The sequence below is a fragment of the Chloroflexota bacterium genome, from assembly GCA_014360905.1.
Taxonomy (GTDB): Bacteria; Chloroflexota; Anaerolineae; order UBA2200; family UBA2200; genus JACIWX01.
This window is the reverse complement of the sequence record JACIWW010000007.1, coordinates 49,801-69,524: the sequence shown is the minus strand read 5'-3', so window position 1 is coordinate 69,524 and position 19,724 is coordinate 49,801. Positions and strand designations below refer to the sequence as shown.

The 19,724-nt window shown below is 54.1% G+C and carries 3 protein-coding genes; 1 reads left to right on the top strand and 2 read right to left on the bottom strand.

The annotated features are described in order from the left end of the window. The first annotated feature begins 189 nt into the window (after window positions 1-189). The gene (locus tag H5T67_04795; GenBank protein ID MBC7244631.1) at window positions 190-1,605 is read left to right on the top strand and encodes a peptidase S8; all 1,416 of its coding nucleotides are present in this window, start codon (window positions 190-192) and stop codon (window positions 1,603-1,605) included. Between the two features lie 177 nt (window positions 1,606-1,782). Here the strand turns inward: H5T67_04795 and H5T67_04790 are convergent, their stop codons facing one another. Both H5T67_04790 and H5T67_04785 read right to left on the bottom strand, forming a co-directional pair. After that, on the bottom strand, window positions 1,783-6,750 hold the full coding sequence (locus tag H5T67_04790; GenBank protein ID MBC7244630.1) for a DUF11 domain-containing protein: 4,968 nt from the start codon (window positions 6,748-6,750) through the stop codon (window positions 1,783-1,785). A gap of 130 nt (window positions 6,751-6,880) precedes the next feature. After that, complete coding sequence (locus tag H5T67_04785) at window positions 6,881-19,717, bottom strand: right-handed parallel beta-helix repeat-containing protein (GenBank protein ID MBC7244629.1); 12,837 nt, start codon at window positions 19,715-19,717, stop codon at window positions 6,881-6,883. Window positions 19,718-19,724: the final 7 nt, after the last annotated feature.

Here is a 19,724-nt window from a genome sequence, read left to right as displayed (position 1 = left end):
GCAATAAGATGCATCATAGAAAGCCCATTGGAGTATCATTAATTGCCTGAAAAATCAACATCGTGTCGTAGCCAGCGAAATAGACCATTGCGTTCACACAAGCATCTACTCATTTTTTTCCAACAAGACGAGACTGGCAGGTGCTTTTCACGGCCATGTCTTTATTTCTGTCTGGCTTTGGCAGTACTTATGGCATTAGCAGTACTTATGCAGCCCATACAGGCACAGGACCCAGCCTCTTCTGCCACGAGCCAAGTCTATTTACAAAGTCAGATCCTGGTCAAATATAAGCAGGCTGATACGCTACCGCACCTATTGACCATGGCCGATGATTCCCAGATACGAATGCTGGCTCAGATTCCTCAACTGGGCGTGATGCTGTGGCAAGTTCCTGCTGGTGCAGAAAAGTCCATAGTAACGCAACTCCAGCTCGATCCATTTGTGCAGTACGCTGAACCGAATTATCAAGCGCACGCCTTGGAAGTGCCCAACGATGAGCAATGGCCCTACCAATGGGCCTTGCCTAAAATCGGCGCTCCACAAGCCTGGGACATTGCCCATTGCCAAGGAACGATTATCGCCGTGCTGGATACAGGTGTTCACCTAGAGCACCCTGACCTTCGCAATATTCTGTGGCAGAATCCAGGAGAAATACCAGACAATGGCATAGACGATGATGGGAATGGCAAAGTGGATGACGTCCACGGCTGGCACTTTTATCAGAATTGCAATATTGGCATTTGCATACCCGCTGAGAATCGTATCATCCAAGATGACAATGGCCATGGCACGCATGTCACTGGCATTGCTGCTGCTGAAACGAACAACGCCATTGGCATTGCCGGGGTCTCTTGGGGTGCACGCGTCATGACGGTCAAAGTGCTAGACCAACATGGCGATGGTTATTATTATGACATTGCTGCTGGTATCGTTTACGCGGTGGACAATGGTGCGCAGATCATCAACCTCAGCCTGGGTGGAGATGAATCCTCGTTTGTGCTCCGAGAAGCGGTCCGTTATGCCTACGAAAGAGGAGTTCTCTTAGTAGCCGCATCTGGCAATAATGGGGGCAGCGTGCTCTACCCTGCCGCGTACCCCGAGGTGATGGCAGTCGCTGCCACTAACTCATATGACCAACGCCTCAGTTTCTCCTGCTATGGTCCTGAAGTGGATATTGCCGCTCCAGGAGAAGCCATTCTCAGCACCTGGCTGCCGCCCTATAGCTACTACTATAAGCGGGGCACCTCCATGGCCGCTGCCCATGTTTCTGGCGCGGCTGCATTGCTTTGGAGTTGGCGACCTGACTTCACTAATGTGCAGATCAAGCAAAGGCTGGAAACCCAAGCAGACGATGTCAATTCAGACCTTTATCCAGGGTTTGATCCCTACATAGGCTGGGGAAGATTGAACCTCTACCGCGCTTTGGCTGGCCTGATGCCAGTCCCTACGCTCACTCCTACTCCACTGCCCTCACCTACACCAAACCCAACGTATACTCCAACGGCAACTCCAACAGCACAACCCGCCCCTACCCCAATCCGTATCTATCGCATCTGGGTACCGTATTTCCACTATTGGCTAACTTCTTCCACTTGGCCAGACTAACTGAAATGTGAATCTTCTGTTCAAAAGCTATATTCTGGAGTGAAAAGATCGCGCCTATACATTGTGCGTGCGAATCAACCCACTGGCTAGGTGCTTGAGATTGCTTCGCCTGCATAAAAATAGGGCCTCGCCAGTCATCTGGCGAGGCCCTGTCAACCGTTACCGGTGCTCTAAGAGCTATCTCCTGCGTATGATCAGGGGTAGATAGAGCCGGCGGCACTCGACAAAGTACGCGTAGCAATATCCCTGCCTCAAGTTCTCTGTATTGACCAACACGGTCGCGGTGCGTGGTTGCGTATCCGAAATCAACGTAGCGAACGCGTATCCGCCCTCTTGTGTGGTGGTTACATACGTATCACCCACACCTAGGAAGTGCCCAAAGTCAGTAACAAAGGTCACGGTAACGCCTGCGCCAACTTCATTACCATAGAAATCAAAGACCTGCGCCGTAATCTGTGATCTCGATAGCCCATCCGCGCAGATAGTGTCTGGATGTGGCCACACCGATATCCTCAAAGGTTCGCCTGGCTTGAAGTACACGTGGGTTGTGCCTACAGCTGAGCCCGCTGTTGCCGTAATGTTGACTCTACCTGCAACAGATTGCGACGTCAGCGTAACCGTAACCAAGCCCCCAACTGTAGTTTGATCCACATACCAACTTGCGGTCTCCAAGAAGATGCCCTTGTCCGTCTGTACTCTTACCGCTGTGCCATCTAGGACTGGCGTACCACTGCAATCATATACCGCAGCCACCACCGTGATATTGTAACCATTGACATCCCCTAGAATCGGTATCTCCTCTGGATCTGCCTGAAGGGTGATATGTCGAGGGAGGCCTGGCCTGATGAAGACATTGACAAAGTCCGATAGAGCAGGGGGCGAAGTGACATCAACCTGCTCTACAAACGTAGGCCAGTCACGTGGCTCGATCTTCTTGTTCCGATCGGCTACGACCGTAGCGGTTACTACTCCCCTCTGAGTGGAGGCGACATGCGGCGAGACAGTCACATAGCCATAATGGGATGCGAATTGGACTTGTGTGCCATCTTTGACCAGGTTGTTACAGACATCGCGCAACGTCGCAGTGACCACTGCCCGTCCTCCGCAGTTGAGGATCGTCGTTGGCGAGATATCCACACTAACGTGATCCGGCTTGCCTGGCTCGATAAGCAGTGTGGTAGTAAAGGTGCGGGAGTCCGCTGTCGCCGAAAGCACAGCCCAATCGGCCTCGCACCCCGTGCGGAAAGTGGCTAGGGCCAGGCCATTAGCCACACTAGTTACCGTGGGCGTAATCGTCCCCAGCGAACTTGTCAAAGTAACGACCGTGCCATCTTGTACGTTGTTGCCCGCACAGTCCCTGATCCGCATCTCGAGTTGATACCACAATCCACCTGCTTGAATTGGAGTTGGCGAAAGCCTAAAAGACGCTGCAGCAGCGAGACCTACCTCCAGGTCAATGTGCTGAGGCCTCATCACCTGATGCCCTACAGGGCCAGCCGTGATATAGACATCGAGGAAACGCTGCCCAAACAGGTAGGCCTTGGTGCGCAGTGTCGAGGTAACCACTCCGTTCACCGTCCGTGCTTCTCTAGGATACATATCCCCACGCTCACCAGGAACCACAAGGAAGGATACATGTGTACCATCTTCCACTAGGTTGTCGAATTCATCCTTGATCGTGGCCCGGATGATCGCTTCATCTCCGCAAACGCGCACCGTCGTCGGATATGCTTCAGAAGTAATCGTGTATGGCAAACCAGCCTGGAAGTATACCTGTGTCGTCGCTGTGGGCCGCCCAGTGGTGGTGATAGCGGCTGTCACTGTAGCGGTGGTCACCGTGGTATCTGAGGCTAGACCAGCAAGGGCAATGCCATTCGTGGTAGTAACGATCACTTCACTTCCCGTGATGCCGCCGGGAGCTTGCAGCGTCCCTGCATCAGTGGTCAACGTAACGGCAGCTCCATGGACCAGATTTGCATACTGGTCCGTGACGGTAACGCGCAGTGTGCTGGTGATGTCGCTCCTGCTCACCCGAATCACGGACGGATGCGCAGAGATAGTGACCGAATAGGGCTCCAGAGCAACGAGCTGTACCCGCGTTGTGCCCCGCGCCGTGCCGGCAGTTGCTGTGATGGTTGTCATGCCCGCCAGTGTGCCCGCGCGCAGCGTGATGGTTGCAAATCCACCCGTGGTGGAACCATATCCAGTTGCGCTCCCGCTCGATGGGAATAGGGTGCCTGCTAGGCTGGTCGTGAAAGTAACTGGCGTGCCGTCAAGCACCGGGTTGTGATACTGATCCCTTACTTCGGCGGTGATCACGGATGTCGCCACCCCATTAGCAGGAATCGCTGTGGGATAAGCAGTAACGGTAATGAATGCCGGAGGATTGGGCACTACTGTGACATCGGCCCAAGCCTGATCATTGCCGACATTGGTATCCGTAACACTGGTGCTGATTTGCACTACATTGGTGCGCAAATCTGGAGTTGATGGCCAGGATGCAGAGGGATCAGGACGCGCTACTAGGGTAATCACTCCCGTTGCACGTGGAGCTAGACTCCCAACATTCCAGACCACATAGGTAATAGGTGGAGAAGGCTGCGGTGCTGGAAGACTGGGCGAAGAACGATGAGACACATATTGGAAATCAGCCGGCAAGGTATCGGTGATCACCACATTCGTTGCACGGGCTGGGCCACTATTCGTGTAGGTAATCACATAGGTTACTTGTTGCCCAGGGCTCAATTGGCTTGGCGAGGCGCTTTTCAAAACGCCCACGTTAGTTCCCTGGAAGAGCACATTTTCGGTATCCGTAACAACGGACTGGACATCCACAAGCGTACAATCCGTGACAATGCGCCCATTGTACACACTTGCCCATACAGTAGCGGTATCGGAAACCAGCGCCGAAGTGAGAAGAGTTACAATGCGTCCCTGCCCAGCCACCGTACCGCCGGAGCGGAAGGCGTCTATCCAGATTGGACCACCCGCTACTGGCGCTACCGTAATCGTGTGTGGTCCTGTAGCGCTCAGCGCATTGGTAATGACTTCCTCCACACGCCACTCAATGGTCCCGATGGAGGTGGACATGTCAATCCTCTTGCTGGCAGTCGTGCTCCCATCAATGAACACATCGGCTTGACCACCACCTGGAACCTTGAGGTATACCAGCGATACAGCCGTGCCGTTAAAACTCCAAGAAACCCTAGCAGCAGGATCGCCTGTCCCAGCGTACTGACCTCCACTGGCGCAGGCGTGTGAACCAGGGCCCCAAGAACCTGACCAAGAGATGGATGGATCGCTCTCTTCCACATATGCATAAGGAACACTGCCCAACGTAGTGGTAATCCCAATCATCGTGCCATTCGACACGGGGCTTCCGAAGAAATCATACGCTGTCGCTGTAACGACAGCAGTTGAAACGCCATCAGCCGGCAAAGTGAGAGGTACCACTTGCACATCAACCCGAGCGGGCACACAAATTGCTGGCTCATAGGTGACCAGCCCCAATGCGGCCGAATCATAATCGTGGTAGATCTCATCCTCGATCTCACGCCATGTGCACACGCCCCAATAGTTGTGCGTTGCTGTGATATTGGGCGAGTAACCTGTCAAGCGCACCTCATATCCAGTGTTGTTATAGATGCGGTTGGAGTTGGCAAGGCTTCCACCGATCGTTATCTGACGCAGTGAGGCGCTCCCACCCGTTCGCCGGACGCGAATGCCCGTCGAGTTGCCAGTGATCTCGTTGCGGTATAGGTTCACCTTCTGGATGATATTAGTGCCACTATCTTGCAGGATAAGCACGCCTTCTGTGCAGCCTCTAAGTGTATTGTTCGCTAGCACCAAGTCCCCCGCTGCATTGTAGACAAAAATACCTGCTTCGCCACTGCCTCCTGAACCGGTGATATTGTTCCCCATCACCGTTGTTCCTGTATATGAATCGTGAATCTGAATATCATAGTCAGCAGCAGGTCCGCCATTTCCATATAAAGTATTGCTCAACACGGACGTGGAGGCAGGGGCACTAGTCGGAAATTCCTGTATCCATATTCCCCTCTTGGTATTGCTATAGACCTGGTTGTAGCTCACTTCCCCACTAGCCCGATAGAACACAATTCCATTTCCAAAACCGCGGACAATGTTGTTCGTGACGCGATAGTTCACAATTTCCCAGTTCCACAGCCCCGTGCTTCCGTCAGCAATGCCCCACTCGGCGCCATTGCTCTCTATAGTGAAGCCTTTCACTGTGGCTCCGCTAGCCAGCATCCATACTGCAGTGCCTGCAGAAGCTGTAACAGTGATTACCGTGGAAGATGCTCCGCCAGTGCTGGTCAGCGTGATACCCTTGGTCACTGTAATCGGCCCCACGTAAGTACCCGGCTTGACCCATACCGTTCCATTGCTCGCTACCGCGAGAAGGCCGTCTTGAATGCGATTGAAAGCATTCACTCCCCACAATTTACCATCATTCATACCCATATCATAGTAGTCATCATCCACCCATACTTCCAACGGGGCGAACTTCACTGCATCAGCAATCACATAACCAGGAGTAGGAGTGCCTGATGGTGTTGTAGCATCGCTAAGTTGCACGTAATCGAAATACGTGTTACCCAGGAAGCGATAGGTCCCCAGGAGCACCCAATCGGAATTAGCGCCAGCAGAACCATCTGAGCCATCCGCCAGCAATCGCTGATTGATCCGATGCGTTCTCACGCCACCAGCATGGTAGACTTTGTACTCTACATCGTCGCGCCGATTAGCAAAGGCATAGTAATGGACCCATACCTCATACCAACCTGTCTGCAGGTCTGGATGCCACTCCGCCCAATCGCCGCTGTTATTGGCCAGTGCATACAAGTAGTCGTTATTCCAACCACCGCTGCCAGTCACAGTTACCCAGTCTGTGGTTAGTGACCTCCGAAAATAGGGATACGGATCGCCGTCGTCAACAATGTACCCAGTGCGAGATGGACCCAAAAGCATCGAAGCATCACCCAACAACGGGGATAGGGCTTTGTCGGACTGGGCTGACCCCGGCGTCTGCGCTAGAGCAGGTAGTAAAGCCAGCGCTCCAAAGAGGACGCTTAACAAAAACAAGAAAACAAGCGCTGACTTGATCATTCGCAGCCTGTGGTTCATGTTCATCCTCCTACGTGGCAATCAGGTATGTACAGTCCATACCAGATGACGTGATAAAGCAGTCAAAGATACGGTTCTATCACGCATACCCTCCCGCAGGTCAAGAACCTGCGGGAGGGTTTTCAGTTCATTAGCGTCGGTGGTTCTTCATAATGATGGGCAAGCGCACAGTCCAATACCGCCTCGGTGTCGGCGTAGGTGTAGGCGTCGGCGTAGGCGTGGGCACGAAGTAAAAGTCCACATAGGTCTCACCCCGTCTGCCGCCAGCCGTTGCCGCCACGCGCGCCATGCCAGGTGTTGTGTTGGAAATCAATACCGCTCTGGCCCTACCACCACCTGTATAGGTCGTGTACGACGTCCCCGTTTCGAAGCGGCCCAGGTCGGTGGAGAAGACTACTACGATCCCGTCTGCGACGTAGTTGCCATAGCGATCCTTGATCTCCGCATCTATGGTCGAAGTGGACACGCCATTGGCCGCAATGGACAGTGGATTGGCCGTCAGCGCGATGTCAAAGGGCGCTTCGGGGATGTATTCGACAATCACTACGCCTTCGCGCTCGCCTGAGTTCACTCTAATGGTCGCCCGACCTGTTTCATTGGGTGAGGTCAGGGTGGCGTATGCCCAGCCATTGGCTGTACTGGTTGTCTGCGGCGTCAGGCTTCCTCCACCAGAAACCAAGGTAAAGGTCACTGTTGTTCCCTCAGCCACTGGATAGTTGCCGCAATCCAAGACTCTTACTTTGATTGTGGCGCGTTTTCCACCAACCAGCAGACGCGGTGGCTCAGCAGCCGGTGTGCCTTGCTCAAAATGATCCGGCGGCCCTTCCGTGAAGTAGACGGAAACCTGAGTGAAGAAGGTGTCACGCCCTGCCGGCCAAGCACGGACATAGGCCGGACCTGGCTTCGCTCCAGATGCGATGATGGCCTGAGCTACCCCGTTCGTTGTCCGTCCACCATCTATTGGCTCCGCGCTTCCCACCGGATAGACATTGAATACCACAACCGTGCCATCGCGGACTGGGTTGCCATAGCGATCCCTCACCACCGCGCGGGCAAGCGCCGTGCTACCACAGCCGATAATGAGTTCTGGCTCTACAGTGAGTGAGATTGTCCAGGGTTCCAACGGCTCGAAAGTGATGATCACTGCTGCTTCGTTTGGCCCAATGGTGGCCCGCACAATAGCCTGGCCAGACTGCGTGGAATGCAAGGCGGCAAAAGCCCTTCCACCGAGCGTGGAGGTGAAGGTTCTGGTGATCCCACTGTCTGTAAAGTTACCCAGTGAGGTAGTGAATGTAACCACCGTTCCATCCAATACAGGGTTGCCAAACTCGTCCCGAGCCGTCACGGTTATGCGCACCGTATTGCTCACCGGCACAGTGGTGGGATAAGCAGCAATGCTCAGCCGTGGTTCACCCGGTACAAAACGGACGGTAGTGGTGCCACTGACCGTGCCTGCTGTGGCAACGACGGTTGCGGTAACAGGCGTAGTACCTGACACGAGTAGCGCAGAAGCCCTGCCGTTCACCGTACCTGCGACCGATGGTGCAATCGTACCTGCATCCGTGCTGAAGGACACAGTAGTGCCATCGGCGACCCAGTTGCCACATGGATCTGTCACCCATGCCTCGATGACCGAAGTGGCTCCGCCTACCGGTATCACTGCAGGAACTGCGCTAACGCTTACTGAAGCGGGACCTTCCGGTGTAAAGACTACTTCAGTAGTAGCCACAAGGGAGTCCACCGTAGCCGTGACTATGGCTGTACCCGCTACAGCTCCTGCAGTCAGGTTCACCGTAGCTACGCCATCGGTCGTATAGCGTACCCGCTCCTGTACCGTTGGGAACCCTCCCAAACTAGTCGTGAACGTGACCGGTGTCCCGTTGCGCACAGGGTTACCGTACATATCGCGGACTTCGGCCCGTAGCTGAGATACATTGCCGCTGGTCGTGCAATTAACCGCAATATTTCGTGGCGTGGCCGTAAGCGAGATGGTCACTGGCGCACCAGGCACGATGATCTTGGTGATCCAACTGCTATTGTTCGTAGGCGCATGGTCCACCGTCAGAGAGGCAATGGTGGCCGTGTTCGTGAGCACCGTTTCGGACGGCCAGTAACGTCCTTGATCTTCAGTTACCGTGCCGCCAAAGATAATGACCCCGCTCTGCCTGGCTGGCAAGGAGCCAATATCCCAGTGATACTGCAAGTGCTCAACAATAGTCTCAGGCGTCACACTGAAGAAGACATCCTGGAGCCAGCCACTGTTGATCACACCGTCATGAATCACATCCTCAATGTACGCGTTGGTAGCAGTGATAGGCCCACGGTTCTCATAGCGCAGCGTGAAGGTAATCCTCTGCCCAATGGACACCGCACCTGCAGGTTCAACGGTCTTGGTGATCACCAAATCTGCGGGATCAAATTGCACATTCACATAGCCCGGTAACAACACCGGTACGATGCCCACCGTCTCCGATACTGCGGTGGCAGCTACGATGGCTGTGCCTACCGTCTGTTCTGAAGTGAGCACCGCTGAGACTTGCCCACCACTGGTGGTCGCACCCGAACGCACGGCATCTATCCATATCGGGCCAGTACCTGTGCGATGTGTTATCCTCAAAATATGGGGTGCCATAGGATCGCCTGCCCAGGTGTAGATTTTCTCCGCCCGCCAGGTAAGTGTGCCTCCCATATTGATTGCTCCAAGCGGGTTGCCGTCCAGCGATACGTCGGCCCACCCGCCACCTGGAGCGCGACGATAGATGATAGAGACGCCATTCCCGTAGAAGCTCCATAGGGCTGACGCCCCATCGAGGGTCGTCGAGATATACGTACCACCGCTGGCCGCTGCATCGGATACCGTAGCCCAGCTCCCACTAGGCGATTGTGTCAACTGCGGGTCTTCGCCATACCCATAAATCAGCGAACCCAGAGATGTGGTAAAGCCCACAAAGACACCATCCGGAACAATGTACCCGGCGGTATCCAGCACCCGTGCCGTGATGTTAGATGTAGACACGCCATCTGCTGGGATAGCCATTGGATCAGCTACTGCCACGCATTGTGCTGCTGGGCCAATGTTGATCCAGACATAGCCCTCGCCTGTCGCACTGCCTGCCGTGGCGCTGATCACAGCCATGCCCGTAGCCGACTGGCTGTAGAAGGTAACCGTTGCCTGCCCATTCCCATCTGTAGTGCGCGTCGTATGCGTCATCACAGATGCAGCGCTGAAGCTACCAATGCTGGTAGTAATGTATACCGTAGTGCCTTCCACTGAATTGCCGCCCCGATCCAGAACGGTGATGCGCACCGTCGAAGAAGAATTGACCAAGATATGCGTCGGGGTTGCAGTAACAGTTACAGTGAACGGCGGGCCGGCCACCAAGCGAACGTCTTTCTCAGCGTTATTGTTCTCTGGATTCGTTTCGGTAGTCAAAGAGCGAATGGAGGCCGTGTTCGTAACCCAACCTAGCCAGGCTTTGCAATCATTCCGTGCCGTAAGTGTGATAACCCCACGTGCGCCTGGTTGCATGTCCCCTACGCGCCATACCCAGATATTGTCGGCCGGATTGTCTGGCTGGCCCAGGTAGGGCGAGGAAGAAGAACTTACGTAGGTCAGTTCACTGGGCAACGTATCTGTAATGAGTGCATTTGTTGCCTGTGCCTGCCCGGTGTTGGTGTAGTACAGCGTGAAGATCGCCAGTTCGTCAGGCGCTATATTGGTGCGGTTCACAGACTTGCTAATGGTCAGCTCTGCGCATTGGAAGTGAACCGTTGTATCCCGTGACACCAAGTCGCTAGGCCCTACCTCCATCCGGCTGTCCACTGCTGTGGCCCTTACCGTAGCCGTCAGACACTCTTGCGCTGAAGTCAGCAATGCCGTAGCGACACCATCCAGCGTTGTAGTGCCTGACCGCAAGGCATCCAGCCAGATACGACCGGTGATACATTCGATGCGGATGGTATGCATCACAGATGGATCGAGCCCGCCAATCACCGTCTCCCGTCGCCACAGGGTGCTGCCAGCGCTCATGTCAATGATCTTGGCTTGCATATCATCGATTAACACGCGCGCCAGACCGCCACCAACATCGCGCCTGTAGATCAACGAAACGGCACTGCCCATAAATTGCCAGCTAGCCCAAGCACCGGGATTGTCGGTGTAGATGTGGTAGCGACCACTGGCGTTTACATTGTAGGACGGCGCTGACCAATCACCGGCGGATTTCTCAACTTGTGCACTCTCTGCTTCTACATAGTCATACGGCAGTGAGCCCAACGTTGTGGTAAAGCCCACCATCGTGCCATCGTAGATAACATTGTCGAAACCATCGCGCACAAGGGCAGTGACCAGCGAGGTGGATACGCCATCAGCCGGAATGGCTGTCGGCGAGCGATCCAACAGCATACTCGCAGGCAATCCGGACATGATCTGAACCGGCACCGATCGCGACAGCGACCCGACGGTGGCTGTTACCCAGATCGTACCCGCAACACTGCCAGAGGTCAGGGTGGTGTAGTGCGAACCATTAGCCTGGAGCACGCGGGACGTCGGTGCGACCGCAGCCGTGCCAAGCAGGCTCCAGGTAAAGGTGACCACTTGTCCTGCACAGGGATTGCCGTAGGAGTCTGTCGCCGTTACCAAGATCGTCGCCTGGGTAGGCGATCCACCTGTCACCCAGATGCTGGCTGGCGTGGCACTCATGGTGATAGTATATGGCGCACCAGCAATGAAATCTACCCAGGTTGATGCTGTACCTGCTGAGGGCGTCGTAGCAGTGATATAGGAGCGTCCCACTATCGTAGCAGATCGCAGGACAGCTGTAGCCTCTCCATTGAAGGTCGAGCGCACTACAGGTGGCGTGCCAAGAGAGCCCAGACTATTGGTGAAGGTAATCACTGTTCCATTCAAAACATTGTACACAGGAATGCACGTGGCACAACGCATGGTCGCAGTAATGTTTGCGGTAGATACACCGTCGGCGACGATGGCTGTGGGTGCACGTGCTAAAGACAGCACAATCGGCGGAGTATAGTCTACGTTGGCACCGAGGCCAGTGAAGATGTCATACCCGGTGTCCGCTGGATTCGTGCTCGTTCTGGGCGAGTTGCGACCCCACCAGTTGCCCTCAGCATCGGCGGCAGCCGATGTGACATTGTTGTAAATGCCAAACCTGCCGTTGAAATAGATGCTATTGCCATGGATCTCCGCCGGTCCACCAGCCGTATAGCCATTAGCGGACAGCCAGATGCCATGGTTCAGGTTGTTAATGATCAAGTTGTTCTCGATAACAGGCCGTACATTGCCGCCATCAAGGGCCACACCGGCCGTATTGGCGAGCGTCCCACCACCAGCCTGCACGTACGTAATGGTATTGCCTTCTACACGTGTGTCAGTGGTGCCATTGAGGGCAATGCCACCAAGATCAAAGCCTCCACCTGTACCGCGATTGGTGTTGGAGACGGTATTGCTCAGAACGCGCGTGTTCACCATCCCAACGCCGATGCGAATACCATCCCAACCTACGTTATAGATATTATTCAGCGCAACAACGTTATCGTTGCCTGTTGCTGATGAACTGAACAGGCGCAATCCAAACCCAGCGTTTTCATAGATATGGTTGTTGCGAATTTGGTTATTGCTACCGGTGTCCAGATCGAAACCAAATCCGCTGTTGTGGTGGAATGCATTGTCGGCAAAATAGCCATTGTTGACATGAGTTGCGGTAATCGCACCCGTAGCACACCCTGTAATCACGTTCTGAGTAATGGTGATCCCCTGGATAGGATTGACACTGCGGCCAGCCAAGTGGATGCCATACGCAAAATTGCGGATAGCAAACCCTTCGATAGTTGTGCCATCTCCCAAATGGTTCACGGAAATGCCATTGCCTGTGCCAGTGCCAACCAAAGCAGTAGTACCACCACTCCCTGCACCATCCAAGTGTACCGGCTTGCCTACCGAAACTGGGCCGGTATACGTACCGTCAGCCACGTGTACTATGCCACCGCTAGCAACAGCCGTAACACCGTCCGGGATATTGTCGAAAGCATCGAAGCCCCACTGATGCCCATCGTTAGGGCACGTACTACAGTAGTCATCATCCACCCATACCTCGGTGGGAGCCAGGAACTGCACATTCACCGTACGCGTCGGGAAGGAGCTGGCAACTCTGACAATCCCTGGGAGGTCAATCCCGGTGGCCCAAACAGTAGCCACCGTAGGTGGTAGCGGCGCGGAAGTGAGCCGAGCAATTGCCTGGCCATTCCGAGTCGCTGCACCAGATCGAAAGGCATCAAGTCGAATCGTACCTGATTGCGTTGTGACCTCGATCTCATGCCACGTATCCAGATCTAGATCCACTGCAATCACCTGCTCGACCCAAGCTGCACTGCCACTGGTATCGATAGTGATCGGAGTAGCGCCATCAATGCGCACCAGCATAGTTCCGCCGCTGGCAAAGCGTCGGTAGATCACGGATACCGCTTCACCTCTGAAGCTCCAACGCGCGGAAGCACCAGTTGTACTGGTCTGGATGTACTGGCCGCCGCTGGCACTACCGTCCGACACTGTTGACCACCCAGCAGACTTGTTAACGCTTGCGGACTCGGCTTCCACATAATCGTGAATCAAGGAGCCCGCCGTAGTCGTGAATCCCACCATGGTGCCATCTGGCACCAAGTTGTTATACTGATCCTTGACAACGGCAGTAAGCAGTGCTATAGCGAGGCCATTGGCAGGTAGAGTGCTTGGGTTGGCGATCAAAGAGGTAATGGTAAATGGAGGCCCAGCCGTAATCTCCACATAGTCAAAGCCCATGACCAAACCCCGATACGCCCAAACTGTCGCGATGCCCGGAGTAATGCCGGCATACAAAGTAGTGGTTGCCACTCCAGTCGCATCCGTACCGTTTACGGTAGGAGAAACACTGCCCAACGAAGTATCAAAGTTAATGAGAGTGCCAGGCAGCACGGGGTTGCCATACCTGTCTCTCACATTGGCAGTAATCGCTGCGGTGCTGCCAACAGTAATGCGATGAGGGTATGCTGTCACATCAATGAAAGCTGGACCCAATGGCAAAATGGTTACGGTGGTTGTAGCCACACCAGCATTAGGCACAGTACCAGTAATTATGGCCGTACCTGCGATAGTCCCTGGAGTGAACAACACCGTTACTTGACCGCTATTCAGCGTGTCAGTGACCATGGACCGCGGGGGATCACCTAACAGCCCCAGACTGCTGGTAAAGGTAATCGGTGTGGCATCAAAGATGAAACAGCCTCCCCCAGAACCAGTCGCTGTAATGACAATAGCGCTGCTGCCCGCGTCAACTGTCGGCTGCGATGGCGTCAAAGCCACCGTAATCCAAGGTGTATAATCCACATTCGTAGGAGGACGGTAGATGTCACGCGGCGCTGACGTTCCTGTGGTCGGTGTGTTGCGCCCCCACCAGTTGCCTTCAGCATTGACAGTCGTTGCCTGGGTATTCCGTATTCCAAAGCGGAGGTTGCCATAGATGTGGTTACAGTTAATGACTGGTGGCAAACTGGCATCAAAGCCCCACAGTAGCACGCCATCGTTGGTGTTGTACCAGATGTGGTTGTAGCGAATTACCGCGCCCCTGTCTGTCCCTCCGACCCAGATGCCGGCCGTGTCGGTGCTTCCACCAGCATCACGCACATCGGAGACATCGTTGTATTCAACGGTTGTATTCGTGGTAGTGTAAAGTACGATGCCACCTTCGTTGAAACCGGATGGGCTGTTCATCTTGTTGGTCGTGCGCACGGTGTTCTGCAAAACAAGCGTATTGGTACAGGCATCCCCGACAACAATGCCGTTCCAATCAATGTCATGCACATTGTTGTAAGATATTTCCGTGCCCAACGCGTTGCGGATGCGCAGACCAAAGCCAGCAATGCCATAGATGTGGTTGTTCACGATGCGGTTGGAATCACCCACATACAGGTCAAAGCCGAATCCACTGTTATTATAAATGACGTTATCGGCAAAGTAGCCATTGTTGAGATAGGTCGCAGTGATGGCTCCCGTGGCGCAACCTGTGATCACATTGTTTGCAAAGGTGATGCCTTCAATTCGGTTGGCACTTCGTCCATCCAGATGCACGCCATAGCCAAAATTGCGCACAGTAAAGCCCTCGATGGTTACTCCATCGGCAAAACGCTCTACTTGGATGCCGTTACCCGTACCAGAACCTACGATGAATGTGTTGGCTGCTCCATCACCAAGCAGGTTCAATGTCTTGGTGATGACCACTTGGGATGCATAGGTGCCTGTCAGCACCTGCACCGTGCCGCCTTCCTTAACGGCTGCAACTCCCTTCGGAATCGTATCAAAGGCATCCGAGCCAATAGTTACTATGCCACTACCATGCTCTGGGGGCAGGGTAACTGTTGTGCCATTCGGTAGGCCGACCCAGTCATCATTCACCCACACGATATCGGCCTGGGTGAAAGTGACCACGGTCGTCACAACTAGATTGGGCAGCACCGGATGTCCAAGGCGAGATGTCGCATAAACCGTGCCTGTATAGACCTGAGGCCCCAGTATCACCAATGCCGGCGCGCGCAGAATAGCCCGCGCCACACCGCCACTGCTAACCGTACCAGAGCGGAAGGCATCCAATCGAATCTGGTCCGTTAGGCAGACCACCTCGATTTGATGGGTGATGGCGGGGTTCAGGTTGATGGCAATCACCCGCTCCAGCCAAGCTGGGCTACCATTCGTATCAATGTCCACAGGCGTACCACCATCCACGCGCACACGCATAACCCCACCACCAGAGAAGCGCCGGTAAATCAGAGACACAGCTTCGCCTCTGAAGAGCCAATAAGCAACGTCTCCGGCTGTGCTGGTGCGGATATAAGCACCCCCGCTAGCGCTGCCGTCGAGGATCGTTGTCCATCCAGCCGAGGTGACAACAGCCGCGGATTCGGCTTCGACAAAGTCCTGGTTCACAATCGTACCGCGCGTAGTAGTAAACGCTACCATCGTGCCATCTGGCACAGGATAACCAAGACAATCTCGCAGGGTCACCGTAATGGTGGAAGTAGCAATGCCATTGGCTGGCAGCGAAGAGGGATTGGCAAGGATATCCGCGGTGGAAGGCGGGCCAGCTGTAACCGTGATATAGGTTGCGGTTGTCAGCGTTGTCCCAGCAGTAGCTGTAACTATAGCAGTGCCAGTTAAACCTGCTGCGGTGAAAGTCGTCGCCGCAATTCCGGTTCCTACCTGAGTCGTAGCAGTGCTCGGGAAAACGCTGCCCAAAGCATTGCTGGTGAAGGTGATCAGCACTCCCGGGACAGGATTGGCATAGAAATCCCTGACGGTTGCAGTGACAACAGACCGATTCTGTGCACTATCACAGACGTTCGGGATCGTACTCGGCATAGCGACCAGGGATAAGCTGTAAGGATCTCCAGCGGTCAGAGTCACCGTAACGATCTGCCCTTCAATCCCGGGTTCAGCGGTACCCGTGATCGTCGCCACGCCAGCCAGAGTACCTGCGGTCAAAATCGTGTTCGCTCGTCCACCACCAAAAGCGGCAAAAGCAGGCGAGACGCTAGTATTCAAATCGCTGGTGAAAGTAATCCAAGTGCCATCCAGGATGTAATAGCCGCCACCACTGGCAGTTGCGGTGATAGTGGAGGTGGCTACGCCATTTGCCGGAATAGATGTTGGTGCTGCAGTCAGGGTGAGAGAGATAGGCGGCGAATAATACACACTTGCCGCAGTACGGATGTCTGCTGGGGTGCTTGGGCCAAAGATCGGTTCATTGCGCCCCCACCAGTTCCCTTCGGCATGTACACGGGTGGCAAGCCGGTTATTCAGACCAAAGAGACTGTTACCATAGATGCTATTCCCATGGATGACTGGAATTCCAGTACAAGCCGTGATGTAGATGCCATGTCCAATACCATTCTGGATGAGGTTGCTCTCAACTGTGATAGGAGCCGTGTTGTTAAACAAGTAGACTCCCGCAGCATCTGCGCGGTTGCCCATGGCATTCGAGGCGCCAGAGATGCGGTTCTGACGAACCTCACTGCCTGTGGTAATGCCCATCAACACAATTCCACCGAGGTTGTGATAGCTATCCGGGGGAGTTCCAGCACCATTAAGCCAGGCCTGGTTCGTATTGACAATAGTGTTAGCAGCGATATAAACGTCCGAGGACACAGTGCCGCTTATCAATACGCCATCCCACCAAAGATCGTGCAGGTCATTGCCATAGACACCATTACGCTGTGTCTGGCCAACGAGTTCGATGCCTACGTTTTGGTTGTTGTTGATGTCATTATTGTCTATGGAATTACCATCGCCAGTGTTCAGTTTGACCCCAAAGCCCAGGTTGTTGGAAATATTGTTATAACAAATCGTATTCCCGTGCGAATTTTCCAGGTAGATGCCGTTATTGCCTAAGGAGATGTCGTTACTGCAAATCGTGCTGGTGTAGACGTAACTGCCCCACAGAGCATATGACTGGTTGCTTTCAAACGCGTTGTAGACGATCGTCGCGTTATAGACCCGTGGGACAGGACCTGTGCCTGTACCGCGTAGATAGATACCCGTGTCAAAATTCTGGACTGTAACGCCCTGAATCGTGACATTATCGGCACGGTCAATGTAGAAGCCGCGACTACCGGCAGCTCCCTCGCCAACGACAAATACAACGTTGCTTCCACTTCCCAACACCTTAAGAGGCTTGGCAATCGTCACGCTTTCGGCATAGGTTCCTGCTAGTACATGGACAATGCCATTGCTGAGAACTCCATTTACTCCACCTTGGATCGTGTTGAAAGCATTGTAATTCCAGGTATGCCCGTCATTGTAACAGGTGCTGCAATAGTCATCGTCCACCCAAACCTCGCTGGAACCAGGGAAGGAAACCGTGGTCGTGCCATGGGGCCAGCTCGGAGCATAGCCAATCACGTCAGCCCCAATAGCTGTGGCGTGTACTGTAGCTGTACCAGGGAGCATGGGCGCACGCAGTGCTGCCGTGGCGACGCCATTGGTGGTTACAGTGCCTGACCGGAAAGCATCCAGCCAGATGCGCCCTCCACCTGCATGGCGGATACGTAGCGTATGTACTCCAGGCGTCAAGGTATTGGTGAGTTGACGTTCAACTTGCCACTGCATAGATGCGCTGGCAAAGTTAATCGTCGCCAGGTATATCCCGTCAATGCTGACATCAGCCGACCCACCGCTCACATTGGTGCCATAAACGAATGAAATGGCCTCACCGCTGAATGTCCAGGAAACCTCATCTCCAGGAGTATCAGAGTAGATATAAGCCCCACCACTTGCTGATGCATCCAGCCCCGTATTCCAGGAGCCCGCCTTCGTTACGGAGGCGCTCTCGGCTTGAACGTAGTCATAGGGCAAAGTGCCGTATGTTGTCGTAAGCCCAACCATAGTGCCGTCAGCAGCCATGTTTCCAAATCGATCGGTGACGGTTACCATGATCGTCGAGATCGAGATGCCATCCCATGGCACTTCTGTGGGATCCGCGGTGACAGTCAGCGTGTAGGGTGGACCAGCACGGCCAGGAGTGAGAACCCAACGCACAGCGTCGGCACAGGTATCGCCTGTACTAGAAGTGTTCAGTTCAACGTATTCTCCATTAGCGGCAGCGGTACCTGCTCGGAATGGATAATAACCGAGAGAATACCAACCAGACGCAGAAAAAGCGGGTACTGTGTCGCCATTCGCATCCTTGGTCTGGTCTACCGCAATGATGACATTCCCTCCGTAGTAGTGAATTGTGTAGGGGACAGCTACTGGCCGATTCGGATGCACACTCCAGTGTGCTAGCACCTCGTATATACCATCTTGCGGCAATGGGCTACCCAAGCATGGGGAGAAACTGGCTGTGCCTGTCAAGTAACCCGTCGTCTCGTATCTGTAGCTCCCCCCGTATCCTCCTCCCCCGATAGCAGTTTGCCATTGCTCAGGAGGATAATCACTGTAGCAGGCAGAGGTATTGTCTATGACCACGGCAGGTACGTAAGGTGTAACGGTAGGTGTGGGTGTTGGAGTAGCAGTGCGAGTCGGTGTGGCTACTGGCGTCGTCGTCTGTGTCGGGGTTGGTGTGGGCATTGGTGCGGAAGTCCAGGAAACGATCAGTTTAGGCCTTACATCCGGAGTAGGATATTGAGAACTGAAATAGTAATAAATCACAGCAGGTTCTGGGCCTACGAGAAGGAAGCCCTTGTTAGAAGCAGGGTCAGAAACCCAGTTTTGCACAATGGAGGTCACATCGAACCGATGCCATTCTCCATAATTTGAGACAGTAGTAACAAATGCAGGCGTGGGGAAACGATCCGTTACCGGATCATTGCATCCTGCACTGCCCCAGAGATCAGTCGCTGTTGCTTTCTCCCAAGTTGCTCCCAATTCCGTCCATGTGCGCTTCACTTGGTAGACTTCGATGGACATATCGCGGACCATATTTCGATCATAACAGTAGATAGCAAGCTCAGCACTAATAACGCTCGCACCAACGGGTATGCCGCCAGGAGTCAGGTCAAAGTAAAGCAGCGAGCGCCAAGCTCCGATTTGTCCGATTACCACGCGAACCTCAGTCCCACCATTCAGTGTGGGATTCCACTGGTTTATGTACGTATCATCAGTACCAGTGTAGGCTGCTGTGGGGTATACACCCTCTTGAAAGATGGTAATCGTCGCTTGGGCCGCATGTGCGTTTGGCGCATAGCTAACAAAGCTGCCAATGGGATCCTCGACAGCGGCCGCCATCAAGCGCAGGACAAGAGCAGGACCCGCGAAAAGCACGGCAAAAGAGAGCGCAAAAATCACCAGTGATACGATGAGGCCTCGTGAGATTCCCAAAGCGGGCTGCTTTCCATGAGCAGAGGACAATTGAGGCGTCTGCAGGTGCTCAGAGGAATGTACAAAGGTCGTCTCTTCCATAGGGTGTGCCTTCCTGTAAATCATTGTGGCT